Genomic DNA, 18,232 nt, shown 5'->3' with positions numbered 1-18,232 from the left:
AATTTAAATTACAAAAAGAAAACAAACTGCTCAAAATAAGCAGTTTGTCATAATTCATTTTTTATTAAACACCCAAGTAACGCTCTACTTCAGCCTGCATATCTGCAGCTGCAACAACGGTATTGTGGCGAACAGGTGCTGTTTCCAATCCATCCACAGCTGGTGGCAGGGCTACACCTGAAATCTCATGCAGTTTTGCAAGGGCTTCGAAGTCAGTCAAGCCTGACTGGTCTGTCACAGCCTCAACCGCAACTACTGGGAACTTGTAAGGACTTGCTGTAGAAGCAATCACTGTCGGAGTCTGGTCCCCTGTTTGCTCCACATACTGTTTATAGACAGCTGAGGCAACAGCCGTATGTGGATCTTCAATGTAGTCTGACTCCTCATAGACACGCTTGATTTCCGCAGCGGTTTCTTCTTCTGTCGCAAAGGCGGCAGCAAAGAGAGATAAGATGTCCGCGTCAGCTCCTTGAATGTCATACTGACCAGCTGTGTTCAAAGCTTCCATCAGCTCAGCTGTTTTTGCAGCGTCATTTCCAAAGAGGTGGAAAATCAAGCGCTCCAAGTTAGAGGATACCAAGATATCCATGGACGGACTGGTAGTCACGCGGAAGGTGCGGTTCTTGTCGTAAACGCCAGTCGAGAAGAAGTCAGTCAAGACATTGTTGTCATTGGACGCACAGATGAGCTTGCCAACTGGCAGACCGATTTGCTTAGCGTAGTAAGCCGCCAAGATGTTACCGAAGTTGCCTGTCGGAACGGTGAAGTTGACCTTGTCACCCGCCGCAATCTCGCCAGTCTTGACTAGCTGAGCGTAGGCATAGACATAGTAAACAATCTGGGGCACCAAGCGGCCGATGTTCATGGAGTTGGCAGATGAAAACTGGAGTTTCTTGGCCGCCAACTTGGCACGAAGGGCCTCATCATTGAACATGTGCTTGACGTTGGTTTGGGCATCGTCAAAGTTTCCATCAATAGCCACCACGTGAGTATTAGCCCCTGTCTGCGTGGTCATCTGCAATTCTTGGACCTTAGACACCCCGCCACGTGGGTAGAAAACAATGATTTGCGTGCCAGGAACGTCTGCAAAACCAGCCATGGCTGCCTTACCTGTATCACCTGAAGTCGCGGTCAAGATGACAATCTCATTTTCCAAACCGTGCTTTTTAGCCGCCGTCGTCATCAAGTAAGGGAGGATGGACAGAGCCATGTCCTTGAAGGCAATGGTTGAGCCTCGGAAGAGCTCCAAGTTGTACTGACCTTTTAGCTTGACAACTGGGGCAATAACTGACGTGTCAAACTTGCTGTCGTAGGCATTGTTGATACAGTAATCCAGCTCGTCTGCCGTGAAATCGTCCAAGAAAGCCGATAAAATCAACTTGGCAACTTCTTGATAAGAAGCGTCTTTGAGAACAGAAAAATCCAAGTCAACTGTTGGAATAGAAATCGGTGTAAACAAACCACCGTCGGTCGCCAAGCCTTGTAAAATCGCCTGACTAGCCGATACAGTATTTTTAGCATCGCGTGTTGATTGATATACTAATGTCATGGTATCCCTCATAAAAAATCTATTTTTTCTATTCTACCACAAATTGACAGAAAATTGTGAAAGATAGATAGAAAAGTCTCTTTTTCTCGGCTAAACCCTAACTTTCCAACCACTTTCGCTTTTTCAGTATCTCCACCATTATTTCTAAGCAAACAATCCCCTATTTTTCATTAGGGGATTGTCTTACGATATTTGGAGGCAATTTACCTATAAATCATACTCCGTTCAACTGAGCAAAGCTCAGTATACTCTACGAACTAGGACTTGATGCCGAAACGATTCTAGTCCTAAGCCTTTCTAGGCAGATTGACGAAGGCGAAGGCGAAGCTAAACCATCAAGGAATGATTTTCTAAACGAGACAAGGCAAAGCGACGTAGGCATAACTAAAGTTAGGCAAGGAGCTTTATCGATGTATCGTGACGAAAATCCTTACTTGATGCGACCTGGACGTTCTTTGTAACCGTAGTAGGCGTCTTCGATGATTTCTTGCATGTGGTCAACCATTGCTAGACGTGGGTTAGCTGGTGTACATTGGTCTTCGTAGGCAAGAAGAGCCAATTCGCGAGAGTGTTCTTTAAGTTCTTTCTCGTCGATACCTTGTGCTTTCAAGTTCATTTGGATACCGATGCGTTCACCGAGGTCGTAAACTGCTTGTGCGTATGCAGCAACAGCTTCTTCTGGTGTTGAACATGGCAAGCCTAGAAGACGAGCGATGTCTTGGTATTTTTCATCTGCTTTATAGTAGTTGTACTTAGGCCATGTAGCTGTCTTAGCTGGACGAGTACCGTTGTAGCGGATAACATATGGAAGCAAGATAGCGTTTGTACGACCGTGAACAGTATGGAAACGTCCACCAATCTTATGAGCCATTGAGTGAGAAATACCTAGGAATGCGTTGGCGAAGGCCATACCTGCCATAGTTGATGCGTTGTGCATTTTCTCACGTGATACAAAGTCAGCATTCTTCACTGAGCTTTCAAGGTTTTCAAATACTAGTTTGATAGCTTGAAGTGCTAAACCATCTGTAAAGTCGTTTGCTACTGTTGAAACGTATGCTTCTGTAGCGTGAGTCAATACGTCCATACCAGTATCTGCTGTAACGTGTGCAGGTACTGTCAATACGAGTGCTGGGTCAACGATTGCCACAGTTGGTGTCAATGAGTAGTCAGCGATTGGGTATTTACGGTTGTTTGCTTTATCAGAGATTACGGCAAACGGTGTTACTTCTGAACCTGTACCTGATGTAGTTGGAATCGCAATAAACTTAGATTTCTTACCAAGTTCTGGGAACTTGAAGGCACGTTTACGGATATCCATGAATTTTTGAACTAGGTCATGGAAATCAACTGTTGGTTGTTCGTAGAAGAGCCACATAACTTTGGCAGCATCCATTGGTGAACCACCACCGAGTGCGATGATTGTATCTGGTTTGAAGGTACGCATCAATTCTGTACCTTTATAAACTGTTGTGATGTCTGGATCTGGCTCAACGTCTGAGAAGATTTGGTAAACAACTTTATTACGACGAAGGTCCAATTGTTCGATGATACGATCTAGGAATCCAAGTTCTACCATAGCACGGTCTGTAACGATCATGACACGTTCAACGTCACGACATTTTTGGAGATATTGGATAGAATCACGTTCGAAGTATGTTTTAGAAGGAACTTTAAACCATTGCATATTATTTCTACGTCTTCCTACTTTCTTGATGTTGAGCAAGTTCATAGCACTTACGTTATCACTGATTGAGTTGCGTCCGTAAGAACCACAACCAAGTGTCAATGATGGCAAGAATGCGTTGTAAACATCACCGATACCACCGAAAGTAGATGGAGAGTTCCAAATAACACGGATAGCACGTACGATTGTACCAAACTCTTTCGCCAATTCTGCGTCTTCCGTATGAATAGCTGCAGAGTGACCGAGACCGTGGAATTCAACCATTTGGCGAGCTGCTTCAAGACCTTCTGCACGACCATCAACTTTCAAGACGGCAATAACAGGTGACAATTTCTCACGAGTCAATGGCTCTTTTTCACCGATTTCAGCAACCTCAGCTGCCAAGATATTTGTACCTTCTGGTACTGAGAAGCCAGCCTGCTCAGCAATCCATGCAGCTGGGCGACCAACGATGTCTGCGTTCAATTTGCCTTCTGCACAGTTTTTGCTGTTAGCTTTCACACCGAAGCAGTATTCTTCAAGAAGAGCTTTTTCTTTCTTATTAACGAAGTAAGTTTTGTAAGACTTGAATTCTGCTACAAACTCATCGTAAACTTCTTTATCAATGATAACTGCTTGTTCTGACGCACAGACCATACCGTTATCAAATGACTTAGACATCACGATGTCATGTGCTGCCTGACGGATGTTTGCTGATTTTTCAACATAGGCTGGAACGTTACCTGCACCTACACCGAGGGCAGGTTTACCACAAGAGTAAGCTGCACGCACCATTGCGTTACCACCAGTTGCAAGGATTGTTGCAATACCATCATGTTTCATCAACTCAGACGTTGCTTCCATAGATGGTTTTGTTACCCACTGGATACAGTTTTCAGGGGCACCAGCTGCCACAGCTGCTTCATAGACAACACGAGCTGCATGAGCAGAAGATTCTTGTGCAGATGGGTGGAAGGCAAAGACAATTGGATTACGTGTCTTCAAGGCAATCAATGATTTAAAGATTGCTGTAGAAGTTGGGTTTGTTGTTGGTGTGATACCACAAACAACACCGACCGGCTCAGCAATCAAAGTCAAACCTGTCACTTCATCTTCTTCGATAACACCAACAGTTTTCGTGTGGCGCATGTTATTGACAACGTGCTCACAGGCAAACAAGTTCTTAGTAGCCTTGTCTTCGAATACACCACGCTTGGTTTCTTCAAAGGCGTGCATTGCCAATTCACCGTGTTTATCAAGGGCTGCAACCGAAGCTTTCGCTACAATATAGTCTACTTCTTCTTGACCAAGTTTACGGAACTCATCAAGAGCAACCAAACCTTTTTGAACAAGCTCATCGACGTGCTTGCGCGCTTCTACCAACTTTTCTTCTGGTGATACTACTTTTTTATCAGCCATTGTGTTCCTCCAAATATACTCGCTAACTATTTGTTAACTTTTTCACAATGTTATTCTACTATTTTTTATTTTATTTGTAAAGAGAAATTGTTAATTTTTTCACATTTTTTCTGTTTTGCTATAGAAAGCGTTTACTTTTTCTTGTTTTCAGAAAACATTCAGGTTTGTTTCTGCTTTGTTTGGTCAAAAAATACATAAAGTAAGACAAATCTTTATCATTTATTCTTTCTCTAACATTTCCGATACTAGTTTATCAAGAAAACGCTTCCAAGTAAATAGATTTTTTTGAAAATATTGTAGTAATTACGTGATAATTTTCAATTTCATGTTCATTTGTCCCTTCTTTTCTACTCTTGCATTTTTGTCTGCATTGTGATATTCTTAACAATATAAAACAACTATATTAACACATCCAAAAATGTACATAAAATATTAAAACAGGAGGTCTGCTTATGAAAGCAGTCGTTGTAAATCCAGAATCTACTGGTGTTGTCGTTGTCGATAAGGAACTTCGTCCACTCGAAGCTGGTGAGGCTTTGGTCCAAATTGAGTACTGTGGTGTTTGTCACACTGACCTCCACGTTGCCAATGGTGATTTTGGTAAGGTTCCTGGTCGCGTTCTTGGTCACGAAGGAATCGGTATTGTTACAGAAATCGCACCTGGTGTTACCAGTCTAAAAGTTGGTGACCGTGTCAGCGTTGCTTGGTTCTTCCAAGGCTGTGGTATATGTGAATATTGTACAACCGGTCGCGAAACTCTCTGCCGTACCGTAAAAAATGCCGGCTACTCTGTTGACGGTGGTATGGCTGAGCAATGTATTGTAACAGCGGACTATGCAGTAAAAGTTCCAGAAGGTCTTGATCCAGCTCAAGCAAGTTCGATCACTTGTGCTGGCGTTACTTGCTACAAAGCGATTAAAGAAGCTCACTTGGAACCAGGTCAATGGATTGCTATCTATGGTGCTGGTGGACTCGGAAACCTTGCTGTACAATACGCTAAAAAAGTCTTCAACGCTCATGTTATCGCCGTAGACATCAATAATGATAAATTGGAACTCGCCAAAGAAGTTGGTGCAGATGTGACGATCAACGGACTTGAAGTAGAAGATGTTCCTGGATATATTAAAGAAATTACTGGTGGCGGTGTACACTCTACTGTTGTAACAGCTGTTTCCAAAGTAGCCTTCAACCAAGCTATTGACAGTGTTCGTGCTGGTGGATATGTAGTAGCTGTAGGACTTCCATCTGAATACATGGACCTCAGTATTGTGAAGACTGTACTAGACGGTATCAAGGTAGTCGGCTCACTAGTTGGTACTCGTAAAGATTTAGAAGAGGCCTTCCACTTCGGTGCTATGGGACTAGTTGTTCCAGTCGTTCAAAAACGTCCTGTCGAAGATGCCGAAGCAGTCTTCAATGAAATGGTTGCTGGCACTATCCAAGGTCGGATGGTCTTAGACTTCTGCCACTCACACTAATTCATTCTCCACTATTTTCAAGAAGTGATTGTCCAATCGCTTCTTTTTTCATGGCTTCTAAAACTACAAAAAAGAAGCAGCCTAGACTACTGCTTCTCCAATTCTTCTAAAATACTTGCAAAATCTGTTTTGAGTGCTTCCAAGCTTGTTTCAACTTGGCTTCTTGTCTGGTTATTTTTTACCACAACCTGTCCAGATTCGATTTCACTACCACCTAGGGTAATGATGGCCTTAGCTCCAAAGACATCTGCTGACTTAAATTGGGCTTTGAGCTTGCGGTCAAGGTAGTCTCGCTCTGCACGGAAACCTTGCTTGCGGATGGCTTGAACTAGCTCCAATGCTCCGCCATTGGCCTCCCGACCTAAAACTGCGATGTAGACATCTAGCTGGGTGTCGAGAGGGAGCTCGATGCCTTGCTTTTCAAGGACTAGGATGAGGCGTTCAATCCCCATGCCAAAGCCAAAAGCTGGTGTTTCAGGTCCGTCAAAGTAGGTCACCAAACCATCATAACGACCGCCGGCACAGATGGTCAGGTCGTTGCCACCTACCTCGGTCATAAACTCGAAAATAGTATGGTTATAGTAGTCCAAACCACGCACCATGTTGGTGTCAATCACATAAGCAATGCCTAAGCTGCCCAACATAGTCTTAACCGCTTCAAAGTGAGCAGTACTTTCTTCATCCAGATAGTCCAAGATGGACGGTGCATTTTCCACTGCGACCTTGTCTTCTTTTTCCTTGGAATCCAACACACGCAAAGGATTTTCTTCTAGACGGCGCTGGCTATCCTTGGAAAGCTGGTCCTTGAGCGGCGTCAGATAGTCAATCAAGGCCTGGCGATAAGCGGCACGGCTCTCTGGATTGCCCAGACTGTTGAGGTGGAGGCGGATGTCCTTGATTCCCAACTCTTCAAAGAAGTGATAGGCCATAGCAATGGTTTCCACGTCTGTCGCTGGGTTATTGGAACCAAAGCACTCCACACCAATCTGGTGGAACTGACGGAGACGACCTGCCTGCGGACGCTCATAGCGGAACATTGGACCCATGTAATAGAACTTAGCTGGCTTTTGCACTTCTGGAGCAAAGAGCTTGTTTTCTACATAAGAACGAACAACCGGTGCCGTCCCTTCTGGACGGAGGGTGATATGACGCTCTCCCTTGTCATAGAAATCGTACATCTCCTTGGTCACAATGTCTGTCGTATCGCCAACCGAACGGCTGATCACCTCATAATGCTCGAAGATTGGTGTGCGAATCTCAGCGTAATTGTACTGCTTGAAAATGCTGCGGGTAAAGTTTTCAACATACTGCCATTTGGCAGAATCCTGCGGTAGTAAATCCTGTGTTCCCTTTGGTTTTTGTAATTTCATAATAAAGTGTATAGAGCCAACTTATATCGCTCGAAGTTGTGCTTCTTCCTTTCCAAATTAAGTCATAAGGGCTCAAACTCTACCAGTCGAGCCTTGCAATCCTCCTTATTTTACCATAAATGCTCTGCTATTTTCCAAAAAAGTGAAAAAAATCTGTCAAGTAACTTTACTTTACAAAAAACTTTTGTTATACTGTTAAAGTTGACGAAAGTCATACGCACTATTTTAGATTTAAAAAGGGCTTGACCCTGACATTTAATGGAGGAAAAAAGAAATGGCAGTACCTGCACGTCGCACTTCAAAAGCGAAGAAAAACAAACGTCGTACTCACTATAAAGTAGCAGCTCCAACTGTGAAATTTGACGAAACTACTGGAGATTACTCACGTTCTCACCGTGTATCTTTGAAAGGATACTACAAAGGACGTAAAATCGCTAAGGCTGCTTCAGCTGAATAATAGAAGGGAGATACCATGCGCGTAAATATTACACTTGAACACAAAGAATCTGGTGAGCGTTTGTACCTTACTTCAAAAAACAAACGCAACACTCCAGACCGTCTTCAATTGAAAAAATACTCACCAAAATTGCGTAAGCACGTGATTTTTACTGAAGTTAAATAAGACAACATACAGAAAGCCTATGAAATCAACGTTTCAAAGGCTTTTTTCTTTTGTTTTTGACAAAATAACTGAATTTTAACTGATTAATATTTTCTAATATCGTAGATTATATTTTTGATATAATTAATACATGTCATGAAAGGAAGTACGATATGGCAAAACCTACCAAAATTAATTGGAATGAAAAAATTCCTGAGATTTCTAAGAAAATTGAAGAAATAAAAATCACTTCTTTTTACATGTTAAGTACAGACTTATATAAAATAGATAACAACAAATTAATAAAAATTATAACTCAAAAGTTTGAAAATCATCCTGCAACCATAGCGATATTAATCAGTACAAAAGATAATGAACTTTATGAAAAAAAACATGAATTATGGAAACTTCCAGATGAGTTACTACATTTAGAAAATAAAGTAATAGAAAAAACAAATTATTATTTTGATTTGTATTTTTCAAAACTAGAAAAAAATAAGCAAAATTATCTACAAAATTCTGAATCAAATCAGTTTATTAAATTTATTTTCACTCCTTTAATAGAAGTGGATGAGAATGAAGAATTATACTTTTTCTTTATAACTCTCACTATCTTCCAAAATGGTTCAATTGTTATTGAATTATTCGAAGATTTAAGATCATCTTTCTATCTTCCAGACTTTTTTCACCCATATACTAAGATGAAAATGAAGATTTTTCCAGATTTTAATCAAAAGTCGACAACATATTCTACTAACCCCAATCAACAAATTGATGATATGCTAAGATATATAAAAAAGGAATTATCTTCCATAAATGGTGGTATACACTTAAGTGAACGTTTCTTCATTTTACACTTTATAATGAATATGGATGAAATGAATAAATTGGAATTTTTTAAAACTGATAAGCTACATACTTGGATGATTAATGCCCCTTATAATTTAAAATCCCTATCTTCTTCAACTAAATCAAAATACTATACCACTAATTTTTATGATTTTGATACCATTAGATACATAAATAAAGGAGCGATATATATAATCTGGAATACTGAAAGTACAAATGAATTCGAATCAAATTTTCTTAGTCAAGCTAGTTTCTTTTTAGCATCAGCTACTCCTTTATTTCAATTAATTACTCTAGACGAAACAATTATGGATGGCATTGAAAAATTTCAACTTTCAAATAATAAGCAATTAATAAAATTCAACGAATGGGCACACAACTTTAAAAGATCATTTCTTTATATTTATAGACTTAACCATTTTGCTATTACTGACTTATTTAATCACTTACAAACTACTTCTTATTTTAAACATAATGAGTATATGGAAAAAATCAAACAAGAAGAATTCAATTTACTCAAAGAGCGAAATCAGTATAATGACTTTTTTAGAAATAGAATTATGGAAGTCATCCTTTTTATGATAGGTTCTGTATCTATACTTCAAATTGTTGATATTTTTACTGATAGTCTGAAAATTATATGGATAAGTTTAACTGTCCTTATTATTATACTTATCTTAGTTTTTATTGTACTATTTAGAAAAAGAAAATAATATCAAAAAATATTCATCTCACAATTATCATGCAATAGTATCAGACAACTCTTTCATTGCTAATTCAATCTTATGTTTTCCTTTCTGCATTACATGAAGATAAATTTTCTCTATCTCCTTACTATCCTCAGAATGTCCTACAAATTCTCGGATAACATTCAAACTAGTATTGATAAAACAAAATATAGAACCAACTCATTCATATCATTGCAAGCGATAAATTTCAATCTTGTCTTTGTGTCTTGACCTTACAAGAAAAGCACCTCAAAAATTAGATTTCACCTCTAACTTTTGGGGTGCAGTTCAGATTTTGGAACGTTTTCTATTTACAACTGTTCTAAATTTTCTTAGTCCATGGTAAATAAGCCTTATTGGCGTTCTGAAAACCATAATATTAGTGTAAAATCATTCCTCTTCTCTTTGCCTGTGTTGTTTGAAAAGATACAAACTTGATGCAAGGGTAGCTAGAGCACCACCTAGCCATACTAGAGTGTTGCTCGTTTCACCCGTATTTGGTAAAGTCTCTTTTTGTATTCCCACCTTTGGAGCCATTGAAACTCCAATTTCCGTTTTCTTAACTTCGGATTGAAGCACTTCCAGATGGATAATATTGGGTTTATTAACCTCAGGTTGACCCTTTTCTGGTTGGATTCTGGTGGATTTCTCAACTTCTGGGTGCGCAACTTCCGGAGTTTTTGGCGTCTTAATGTCTGGAACTTTAGGTACTGGGGGCGTTACTTTTGGTAGCTCAGTTTCTGGAGACTTAGGAGCAGGAAGGCGAACTTCTGGAACATTCGGTTTTGGATGCTCAACTTTCGGTGGCTCAGTTTCAGGGTTCTTCGGTGTTGGTGGCATTACTTTTGGTGGCACAGTTTCAGGAGACTTAGGAGCAGGAAGGTGAACTTCAGGGTCCTTCGGCTTTGGTTGCTCAACTTTCGGAACCTCAGCTTCTGGGGCTTTTGGGGTCGGAAGCATGACTTTCGGAACCTCAACCTCCGGAGTTTTTGGTGGCAGAGGCGCCTCTTTGGGCGTCTTAACTTCTGGAACTTTGGGTGCTGGAGGCATTACTTTTGGTGGCACAGATTCTGGAGCCTTAGGAGCAGGAAGGTGAACTTCTGGAACCTTCGGTTTTGGCTGCTCAACTTTCGGTGGCACAGATTCTGGAACTTTTGAGGTCGGTGGAATTACTTTCGGAACCTCAACCTCCGGAGTTTTTGGTGGCAGAGGCGCCTCTTTGGGCGTCTTAACTTCTGGAACTTTGGGTGCTGGAAGTATTACTTTCGGTGGCACAGATTCCGGAGCCTTAGGAGCAGGCAGTTGAACTTCAGGGTCCTTTGGTTTTGGTTGCTCAACTTTTGGAACATCTGCCTTTGGTACATCTATATCCGGAGTCCTATCTCCCCGCGGTTCAGGAGTCCTGTCGCTTTCTGGAGATGAATCAGGTCTTGGGACAGATCCGAGAATAGCAATCCCTTCATTATTCGGCTTGGCACTTTCCGATACCTTTAATCTCAAACCAGCAGCAGAAGTAATCTCATCTCTGGAGAAAAATATTCGCTCTTTAAAATTCTTCACCACAGCTAAAACCGGGAAAGTCTGCATTTCTCGGTTTGTCACCTGTGCCGTCAGTTCATATGTCGCTTTTTCTTTAACAACGGAATCTCGCTGTACTTGTAGAAAATAGATGCTGGAACTTTCTTCCTTCCATTTTTCTAACTCTCCTCCTACACGTCCAACAGACCAACCCCACTGACTTTCAAAACTACGCTCATCATTATTAGCATTTTTTTCTTTACTGAAAAAGCGATACGGCTGGCCCCCAGAATTTGCATCACCATCGACATCCGTAGGGAACTTATCGAAAATATCCTCTTCAGACTGTTTATCAATAATTTTGGTTAATTGTAAGCCTTTTGGAAGAATAAAGTAATAGCCGCTCCCCTCGCCTTTAAAAACCCAATTTTTTCTATCAAAAGTTACTTTCCACTTAATTTCGTTATTATCTGCCGATATTTTTTCTATAGATACTGCATTCCTAATCTGTTCACCTTGATGAGTGTCAAATCTATAATAATTCGATTCTTGAATTAGTTTCTCTTCGGCTTGTTGAATATTTGAATCTGCCGTTGAAACTTCCGCCTCTGACACATTTAATGATTGAGATGGTGTATCCGGATCCGTCGCTACCTGCGCAGCACTTTCTTCTCTCGTAGAATCGCTAGAAACTATTTTTTCTTCTGGAGCTTGTTCATCACCCTCTTCTGACATAGGTAACTGGTTATCCGTAGGTGAAATTCCATCGACTGCGGTCGCAGTTTGATTTTCTGAGCTAACCGTAGCAGATTCAGTAGGTATTTCTTGAAGATTGCCTGTTTCTGCGCTTACAGATGGTACGTGACATATTAGAAAACCACCTAGTACAGCTGTGCTAAGTAATAGATTTGTCACAACTTTTTGTTTGCTCATAATGTGCTCCTTTACCCTATTTACTTCAATTTTTCACCAATAGACTAAGAACATGCATTTACAGTTTGGCACTCCCATCTAAGGCCGTTTTTTAAGCTACTCATCGTTCGTTTTTTCAAAATACAGCCAGTATTCCCTCAAAAAATTAACTTGATTAGCGAAAAACTATCTCTTACATAAAAGTCCTTTACTTGTGAGTACAGGTTCTAAAATATGGCGTTCAGATTTTTCTTCCAATCTAGTATTTTCAAAAATTGATATTATTGTTTTAGCGTTAGTATAACATCCTAAACTAAATTTTTTCTAGAGGGTATCTAATATTTATCTATTTTGTTATTTTCTAAGAATATTTAACAAAAAGACTCCAAACCAAGGCTTCTACAGCGATGATCTGGAGTCTTTTATGAACTTAGAAGAGGGAAGTTCTTATATCTTATTCAATAATGACTATTCTTCTTTTTTGTTTTTGAATAGATACAAGCCTGTGGCAAGAGTAGCTAAAGCACCACCTAGCCAGCCTATTGCGCTACTTGCTTCACCTGTATTTGGCAAAGTTGCTTTTGGCGCCTCTGTTTTTGGCATCATTGAAGCCTTAGATTCAGGCTTCATACCCTCTGTCCGTGGCATTTGAGCTTTCTCTGCTTCTTGTTTATCTGCCTTCGGTTGCTTCATATCTGGTTGTTTAGGTTCTGGCATTGGTTTGTCAGATTCTGCTTTACCAGTTTTTGGTGCTTCCGAATCTTTCTTAGGAGCTTCCATTTGTGGTTGCTCTGCCTTTGGAGCTTCGGCTTTCGGCTTTTGTTCCTTAGGCATGTCGTCTGTCTTCGGTTGCTTCATATCTGGTTGTTTAGGTTCTGGCATTGGTTTGTCAGATTCTGCTTTACCAGTTTTTGGCGCTTCCGAATCTTTCTTAGGAGCTTCCATTTGTGGTTTGTCCATTTGTGGTTGCTCTGCCTTTGGCTCTTCAGCTTTCGGTTTTTGTTCCTTAGGCATGTCGTCTGTCTTCGGTTGCTTCATATCTGGTTTCTTAGTTTCTGGCATTTGTTTATCAGATTCTACTTTATCAGATTTTGGTGCTTCCGGTTGGACATCTTCTTGTTTTGGAACTTCTGGTTTTGGAGTTTCTTTTGGTTGCTCTTCTGGTACTGATGGAGCCGGTGACGCTGGGGTGTCTTCCTTCGGCGCCTCTGGTTTCGGATCTTCCATTGGTTTTTCTTCTGGTACTGATGGAACCTCTGGCGCTGGAACTTCTTCCTTCGGTGCTTCCTCTTTTGGAGCTTCCGGTGATTCTGGTTGTTTTTCAGGAGTTGACGGAACTTCTGGTTTTGGAGTCTCTTTTGGTTGCTCCTCTGGGATTGATGGCTCTTCTGGAGCTTCTGGTTTTGGTGAAACCTCCGGAGTATCTTTTGGCACCTCTGGTTGAGGTTCTTCTGGTGTTGGGGTTTGTGGAATCTCTGGAGCTGGAACGTCTTCCTTCTTAGGATCTTCCGTTGGTGCTTCTGGTTGCTTGTCCGGAGTCGATGGCGCTTGTGGTGCTTCTGGTTTTGGCGAAGCCTCCGGAGTATCTTTTGGCGCTTCTGGTTGGACGCCGTCTTGTTTTGGTTCTTCCGGTACTTGTGGTTTTTCTTCAGGAGTCAATGGAACTTGTGGCTCTTCTGGTTGTTTTTCCGGAATTGATGGAGCGTCCTTTGGAGCTTCCGGTGCTGATGGCACTTCTGGTTTCGAATCTTCCTTTGGTTTTTCTTCTGGTACTGATGGAGTCGATGGCGCCGGAGCGTCTTCCTTCGGTGCTTCAGGAACTTTAGGCATTTCTTCTGGTTGCTTATCCGGAGTTTCTGGAACGTCCTGTTTTGGTGCGTCTGGTGTTGGCGCTTCTGGTTGGACGCCGTCTTGTTTTGGTTCTTCCGGTACTTGTGGTTTTTCTTTCGGAGTTGACGGAGCTGGTGGTGTTTGTGGCTCTTCTGGTTTTGGTGAAACCTCCGGAGTATCTTTTGGTTGCTCTTTTGGAGTTTGTGGAGTTTGTGACTCTTCTTTTTTCGGTTCTTCTGGTTTTGGAGCCTCCTTAGGTGGCATAGGGGTTTCTTTCGGAGTTTCAAGGAGAATCTCACGTGCACCTAGCGAAGTAACCTCTGTACGATTCGAATTTTTGTACCTAAAACTCTTCATCACTACTACAAGTGGGAATGATTTTTGGTTTGAATCGGTCATTTCAGCAGTTAAATTATAGGTCAGCTGAGAAGTAGATTTTATTTTGTCTATGAAATAAATTTTAGACAACCGATTTTCTGATTTCCAGCGGTTAACCGTGTCATCAGGAGCTTGCCCTGCCGACCAGCCCCACTGATTATCAAAACTTGTATTATCCTCTTCTTTACTAAAATAACGGTACGAATCACCATCTTTATTGTTAGAACTTTCAACTTTGCTAGGAAATTTACTAATTAACTCAGTACCATCATTTCCTTTAATACTCGTTAATTTCAACCCTTGTGGAAGAATAAAATAAATACCTCCGTTATGACGATCAAAAGACCATTCACTTGTGTCAAAATTTACTCGCCATGTAATCTGTTTCTCTTCTAATTTCACCGAGTCTATTGTTACTGATTTTTGAAACTTCTCTTGTTCTACACTATTGTTATAATTCGTATTATCTGCGTTTGTTGTTTGAATTAGTGGCGTATCAGCTATTTTTTCTGAAACAGAATCATCTACCGGAATTTCTTCCATATCGCCATTAGTAGAATTACTCATCACCGCACGAGGTTGGAGAAGTGCTTCAGGCTCTGTGACATCTTTGATTTCTTCATTTAGAGTTTCTACTGGAGCATCGCTCTCTTCAAGCTCCTCTTCTTCAGCTAAAAAGTCGCTTTCCTCTTCATTTGGTACTACCGGTTTATTAGTAGCATCGCTTGCATTAACTGATGTAACATCTGGTTCTAGCGATTCTGCCTTAACCGTTGTCGTTGAATAAAAGGCTAATCCCCCTAATACGACTGTGCTTAATAATAAACTGGACACAACTTTCTGCTTGCTCATAATTGGCTCCTTCTTAAAATATAGATTTATACATTTTCCCACTCACCTACTGGAAATGACAACAAGCCACTGAATGCATTTGCATGAATATTGTTGCATTTCTGGATAGATGATGGTACTTCAAAATATGGACCGTACCAAGTATATCAGCCGTAGCTATCTTTTATCTGCCACGCATCTGTTTTTTTTGTGTTTTTCTATATATTGCTCACATTGAGCTTTGTCTCCATTTTTTTCGCTGATACATATCGCAAAGGCTGGTTTTTCCTCCAAAAAAATAACCTATCATTTCACGATAGATTACTTTTCACTATTTCCACAAACCGATGGGTAAATTGGGCGGTCATTCCCCAAATATTTTCTGGTAGATTTTCATAAAAGGGAACGGAGCGTTTGTGGTGACTGAAGGGATAGTCAACCCCACCTCTCAAGCGTTCAAAGGGAAAGTCACAATCCGGTACTATTTGTGAATCCAGTTGATAGTAGACTGGCTGAGTTGTTAATAGAGTTGATAGAGGCACTGTAAATATCCGAGCAACCTCTTCATTAGGAAGGATAGTCGTCCAATCAAGATTTAACCGTCCAACGAAGCAATGAACAGTTGAGCACTCCAAAACCAAATAATCAATTTCTCCGAGTATATCAATTTGTTCAGGTTGAATATTTAGTTCCTCCATAGCCTCCCGAACGGCCGCTTGCTGTGGCGTTTCTCCTACCTCTACTCTGCCACCTGGAAAGGAAACTTCCCCTGGTTGAGAAATGGACTCGCTCCGAATCTCATACAAGACCTGCCACTGGTTGTCTGACCAGACTAAGGGCAAGAAGACTGCATAAGAACGTTTTTCACCCAATGGCTGAGGCTGATAGTCTTTCAATAATGCCTGCAATTGATCAGTCATGGCAACTCCTTACTAACTAGTGATTTGTGTTTATTTTAACGAATTTTGTGGCATCTGGCAAGAACTTTGTCTAGATAAAAAAACCGAGAAGTTTCCTTCCCAGTTTAGTCCTTTATTTTCCTTTTAACATGCCCATAATGCCACGAGTCACCACGCGCCCAACTTCCCGTCCGACCTGACTCATCAGGTTCTTGGTAAAGCGATCCATCATGGAGTCTGTTTTGCGACTGGCTGGCTGACTGTTTTTTTGTGCAGCTTTAGTCGCTTCTTTCTGGGCTTTCTCTTCCATTTTTGCGGCTGCCTTAGCTTCTTTTTCTGCCTGTTTTTCCGCCTCGGCCTGCTCTGCTTTTTTGATGAGTTCGGCTTCTTTGGCCTCTGTCATGGCTAAAATCTGCTCGTGGGCAGATTCACGGTTGACCGCGTCAGCATATTTTTCCATCAAAGGAGAGTTGTTGATGACAGACAAGAGGGCGCTCGGCTCGACCGTTCCAAGCATACTCTTCGGTGGATAAATCAAGACCCGATCCGCAAAGCTTGGTGTGCCGTCTGCTTGAAGGGTAGACACAACCGCTTCCCCCACTTGCAACTCCTGAATGACCTTAGCTAAATCCTTATCACCTTCTTGACGGAAGGTTTCAGCAACAGTCGCGACAGTTTTGAGCTCTTTTGGTGTAAAGGCGCGAAGACCGTGTTGGATGCGATTTCCCAGCTGGGCTGCCACGCTATCAGGAATATCCGTTGGATTCTGCGTTACAAAGAAGACACCTACACCTTTTGAACGAATCAAACGAACAATCAATTCAATCTTTTCAAGAAGAACTTTTGGAGCATCTTTGAAGAGAACATGAGCCTCGTCAAAGAAGAAGACCATCTTAGGCTTATCCAAATCACCCACCTCAGGCAGCACTTCATAGAGTTCTGACAAAAGGCTGAGCAGGACTGTCGAATAAAGAGTTGGTTGATTGAACAGCTCAGTAGCTTGAAGGACGTTAATAACACCACGGCCATCTTCAGCTGTACGCATCAAATCAGCAATGTCAAGACTTGGCTCACCGAAGAAAATCTTACCCCCTTGTTGCTCCAAAACAACCAGGCTACGCAAGATTGCACCAACTGAACGAGCTGGAATATTTCCATAATATTGGCTCAGCTCTGCTGCATTTTCAGCCACAAAATTGAGCATGGCACGCAGGTCCATCAGGTCAATCAAGAGAAGACCACGCTCATCTGCCACGCTGAAAACGATATTCAAGATGGACTCCTGAGTATCATTCAAGCCCAGCAAGCGCGTCAATAAGACAGGCCCCAGCTCTGAAATAGTCATGCGGACAGGAGTCCCATTTTCCCCCAAGACATCCCACAACTCAACTGGATAACCGACTGGGCTATAGTCAAGATAGTGAGTCTTCTCTAGGCGACTAGGATCAATCTCCTTGGTATTGGTCGCAACCAAACTATTCAAATCACCCTTGATGTCCGATAGAAAGACCGGGATTCCCGCATCACTCAACTGCTCTGCCAAGACCTTTAAGGTCACAGTCTTCCCTGTACCTGTCGCACCTGCGATGATTCCATGACGATTGAGTCGCTTGAGCTGCATCTCCGCTCGACTGCTTCCATAGCCAAAAGCAATAACATCTGACATATTCTAGCCTCTTTTCCGATTTTTTCTAGCTTTATTGTAGCATAACTTTTAGGAAAATAGCAGAGCAGACAACTTTACATTGGATATGCCAAGAGAAAAAGAAAAACCCGATGAAACGGCAATGTCATTAAGTTAACTAACCTATCACATTTTGTGGTGGGTTAGTTTTTATGTTACACTAAAAATAAAAGGGGAAAAGTCATGCTAGATCAGATTAAAGCTCATTTACTTGATAGTATTAACGACATCGTTTCCATCGCAAACCAGTTTGTGCTTCATCCTGAAAAAGATTTTAGTCGGAAAAGTCAGCTAACGATGAAAACCATGATTCAAGCTATACTTACCATGGGAGGCAATACCTTAGCCAAAGAGCTACTTGATTTAGATTTGCCAGTTACCCAATCTGCCTTTGTCCAACGACGATATCAGATCAAACATCAAGCTTTTAAAGCCCTGTTTACCAATATTACTTCTAAAATTCCAATCTCTCACAACCTTCCTATCCTAGCTGTTGATGGTAGTGATGTGATTCTACCAAGAA

11 protein-coding genes and 1 pseudogene are annotated in these 18,232 nt (G+C 41.4%); 5 read left to right on the top strand and 7 right to left on the bottom strand.

Features of this window, described 5'->3' with window-relative positions; all coding sequences use genetic code 11:
• Positions 1-64: 64 nt before the first annotated feature.
• Positions 65-1,549, bottom strand: coding sequence for a threonine synthase (gene thrC / locus ODU45_RS05005; protein WP_398580875.1), 1,485 nt, complete (start codon positions 1,547-1,549; stop codon positions 65-67).
• A gap of 430 nt (positions 1,550-1,979) precedes the next feature.
• Positions 1,980-4,631, bottom strand: a complete 2,652-nt coding sequence (adhE, locus tag ODU45_RS05000; RefSeq protein ID WP_105257118.1) for a bifunctional acetaldehyde-CoA/alcohol dehydrogenase — start codon at positions 4,629-4,631, stop codon at positions 1,980-1,982.
• 452 nt (positions 4,632-5,083) lie between these two features.
• Between adhE and adhP the strand changes: the two genes are divergently transcribed.
• Positions 5,084-6,109 (top strand): alcohol dehydrogenase AdhP, encoded by a 1,026-nt coding sequence (gene adhP, locus ODU45_RS04995; RefSeq protein ID WP_398580874.1) that lies wholly within the window; start codon positions 5,084-5,086, stop codon positions 6,107-6,109.
• Positions 6,110-6,195: 86 nt separating this feature from the next.
• Here the strand turns inward: adhP and hisS are convergent, their stop codons facing one another.
• A complete protein-coding gene (gene hisS / locus ODU45_RS04990) occupies positions 6,196-7,479 on the bottom strand; it encodes a histidine--tRNA ligase (protein WP_398580873.1) in 1,284 nt (427 codons plus the stop codon).
• A gap of 274 nt (positions 7,480-7,753) precedes the next feature.
• Between hisS and rpmF the strand changes: the two genes are divergently transcribed.
• The 3 genes from rpmF to ODU45_RS04975 all read left to right on the top strand — a co-directional run bounded on the left by rpmF (position 7,754) and on the right by ODU45_RS04975 (position 9,642).
• Positions 7,754-7,936 (top strand): 50S ribosomal protein L32, encoded by a 183-nt coding sequence (gene rpmF, locus ODU45_RS04985; RefSeq protein ID WP_002937589.1) that lies wholly within the window; start codon positions 7,754-7,756, stop codon positions 7,934-7,936.
• A 15-nt stretch (positions 7,937-7,951) separates the two neighbouring features.
• Positions 7,952-8,101 carry a 50S ribosomal protein L33 gene (rpmG, locus tag ODU45_RS04980; protein ID WP_002262412.1) on the top strand — a complete coding sequence of 50 codons (150 nt, stop codon included), beginning with the start codon at positions 7,952-7,954 and terminating at the stop codon, positions 8,099-8,101.
• 152 nt (positions 8,102-8,253) lie between these two features.
• Entirely contained in the window at positions 8,254-9,642 is a 1,389-nt protein-coding gene (locus tag ODU45_RS04975) for a hypothetical protein (protein WP_044759283.1), read from the top strand.
• A gap of 405 nt (positions 9,643-10,047) precedes the next feature.
• Here ODU45_RS04975 and ODU45_RS04970 read toward each other — a convergent pair whose 3' ends face one another.
• From ODU45_RS04970 to ODU45_RS04955, 4 genes are all read right to left on the bottom strand, one after another.
• The gene (locus tag ODU45_RS04970; protein WP_398580872.1) at positions 10,048-12,108 is read right to left on the bottom strand and encodes an LPXTG cell wall anchor domain-containing protein; all 2,061 of its coding nucleotides are present in this window, start codon (positions 12,106-12,108) and stop codon (positions 10,048-10,050) included.
• A gap of 447 nt (positions 12,109-12,555) precedes the next feature.
• Positions 12,556-15,147 (bottom strand): LPXTG cell wall anchor domain-containing protein, encoded by a 2,592-nt coding sequence (locus tag ODU45_RS04965; protein ID WP_398580871.1) that lies wholly within the window; start codon positions 15,145-15,147, stop codon positions 12,556-12,558.
• A gap of 290 nt (positions 15,148-15,437) precedes the next feature.
• On the bottom strand, positions 15,438-16,046 hold the full coding sequence (locus ODU45_RS04960) for a CoA pyrophosphatase (protein ID WP_105142243.1): 609 nt from the start codon (positions 16,044-16,046) through the stop codon (positions 15,438-15,440).
• A 112-nt stretch (positions 16,047-16,158) separates the two neighbouring features.
• Positions 16,159-17,691, bottom strand: coding sequence for a helicase HerA-like domain-containing protein (locus ODU45_RS04955; protein ID WP_398580870.1), 1,533 nt, complete (start codon positions 17,689-17,691; stop codon positions 16,159-16,161).
• A gap of 201 nt (positions 17,692-17,892) precedes the next feature.
• Here ODU45_RS04955 and ODU45_RS04950 point away from each other — a divergent pair.
• Positions 17,893-18,232: pseudogene (locus ODU45_RS04950) on the top strand (IS4 family transposase); the annotation flags it as partial.

The organism is Streptococcus sp. 2022WUSS135 (assembly GCF_044427045.1).
Lineage (GTDB): Bacteria > Bacillota > Bacilli > Lactobacillales > Streptococcaceae > Streptococcus > Streptococcus hashimotonensis.
This window is presented reverse-complemented; position numbering and strand designations above follow the sequence as displayed.

Bases quoted from the DNA above. Each gene is read 5' to 3' on its own strand.
- thrC (WP_398580875.1), bottom strand. From the start codon at position 1,549: ATGACATTAGTATATCAATCAACACGCGATGCTAAAAATACTGTATCG.
- adhE (WP_105257118.1), bottom strand. From the start codon at position 4,631: ATGGCTGATAAAAAAGTAGTATCACCAGAAGAAAAGTTGGTAGAAGCG.
- adhP (WP_398580874.1), top strand. From the start codon at position 5,084: ATGAAAGCAGTCGTTGTAAATCCAGAATCTACTGGTGTTGTCGTTGTC.
- hisS (WP_398580873.1), bottom strand. From the start codon at position 7,479: ATGAAATTACAAAAACCAAAGGGAACACAGGATTTACTACCGCAGGAT.
- rpmF (WP_002937589.1), top strand. From the start codon at position 7,754: ATGGCAGTACCTGCACGTCGCACTTCAAAAGCGAAGAAAAACAAACGT.
- rpmG (WP_002262412.1), top strand. From the start codon at position 7,952: ATGCGCGTAAATATTACACTTGAACACAAAGAATCTGGTGAGCGTTTG.
- ODU45_RS04975 (WP_044759283.1), top strand. From the start codon at position 8,254: ATGGCAAAACCTACCAAAATTAATTGGAATGAAAAAATTCCTGAGATT.
- ODU45_RS04970 (WP_398580872.1), bottom strand. From the start codon at position 12,108: ATGAGCAAACAAAAAGTTGTGACAAATCTATTACTTAGCACAGCTGTA.
- ODU45_RS04965 (WP_398580871.1), bottom strand. From the start codon at position 15,147: ATGAGCAAGCAGAAAGTTGTGTCCAGTTTATTATTAAGCACAGTCGTA.
- ODU45_RS04960 (WP_105142243.1), bottom strand. From the start codon at position 16,046: ATGACTGATCAATTGCAGGCATTATTGAAAGACTATCAGCCTCAGCCA.
- ODU45_RS04955 (WP_398580870.1), bottom strand. From the start codon at position 17,691: ATGTCAGATGTTATTGCTTTTGGCTATGGAAGCAGTCGAGCGGAGATG.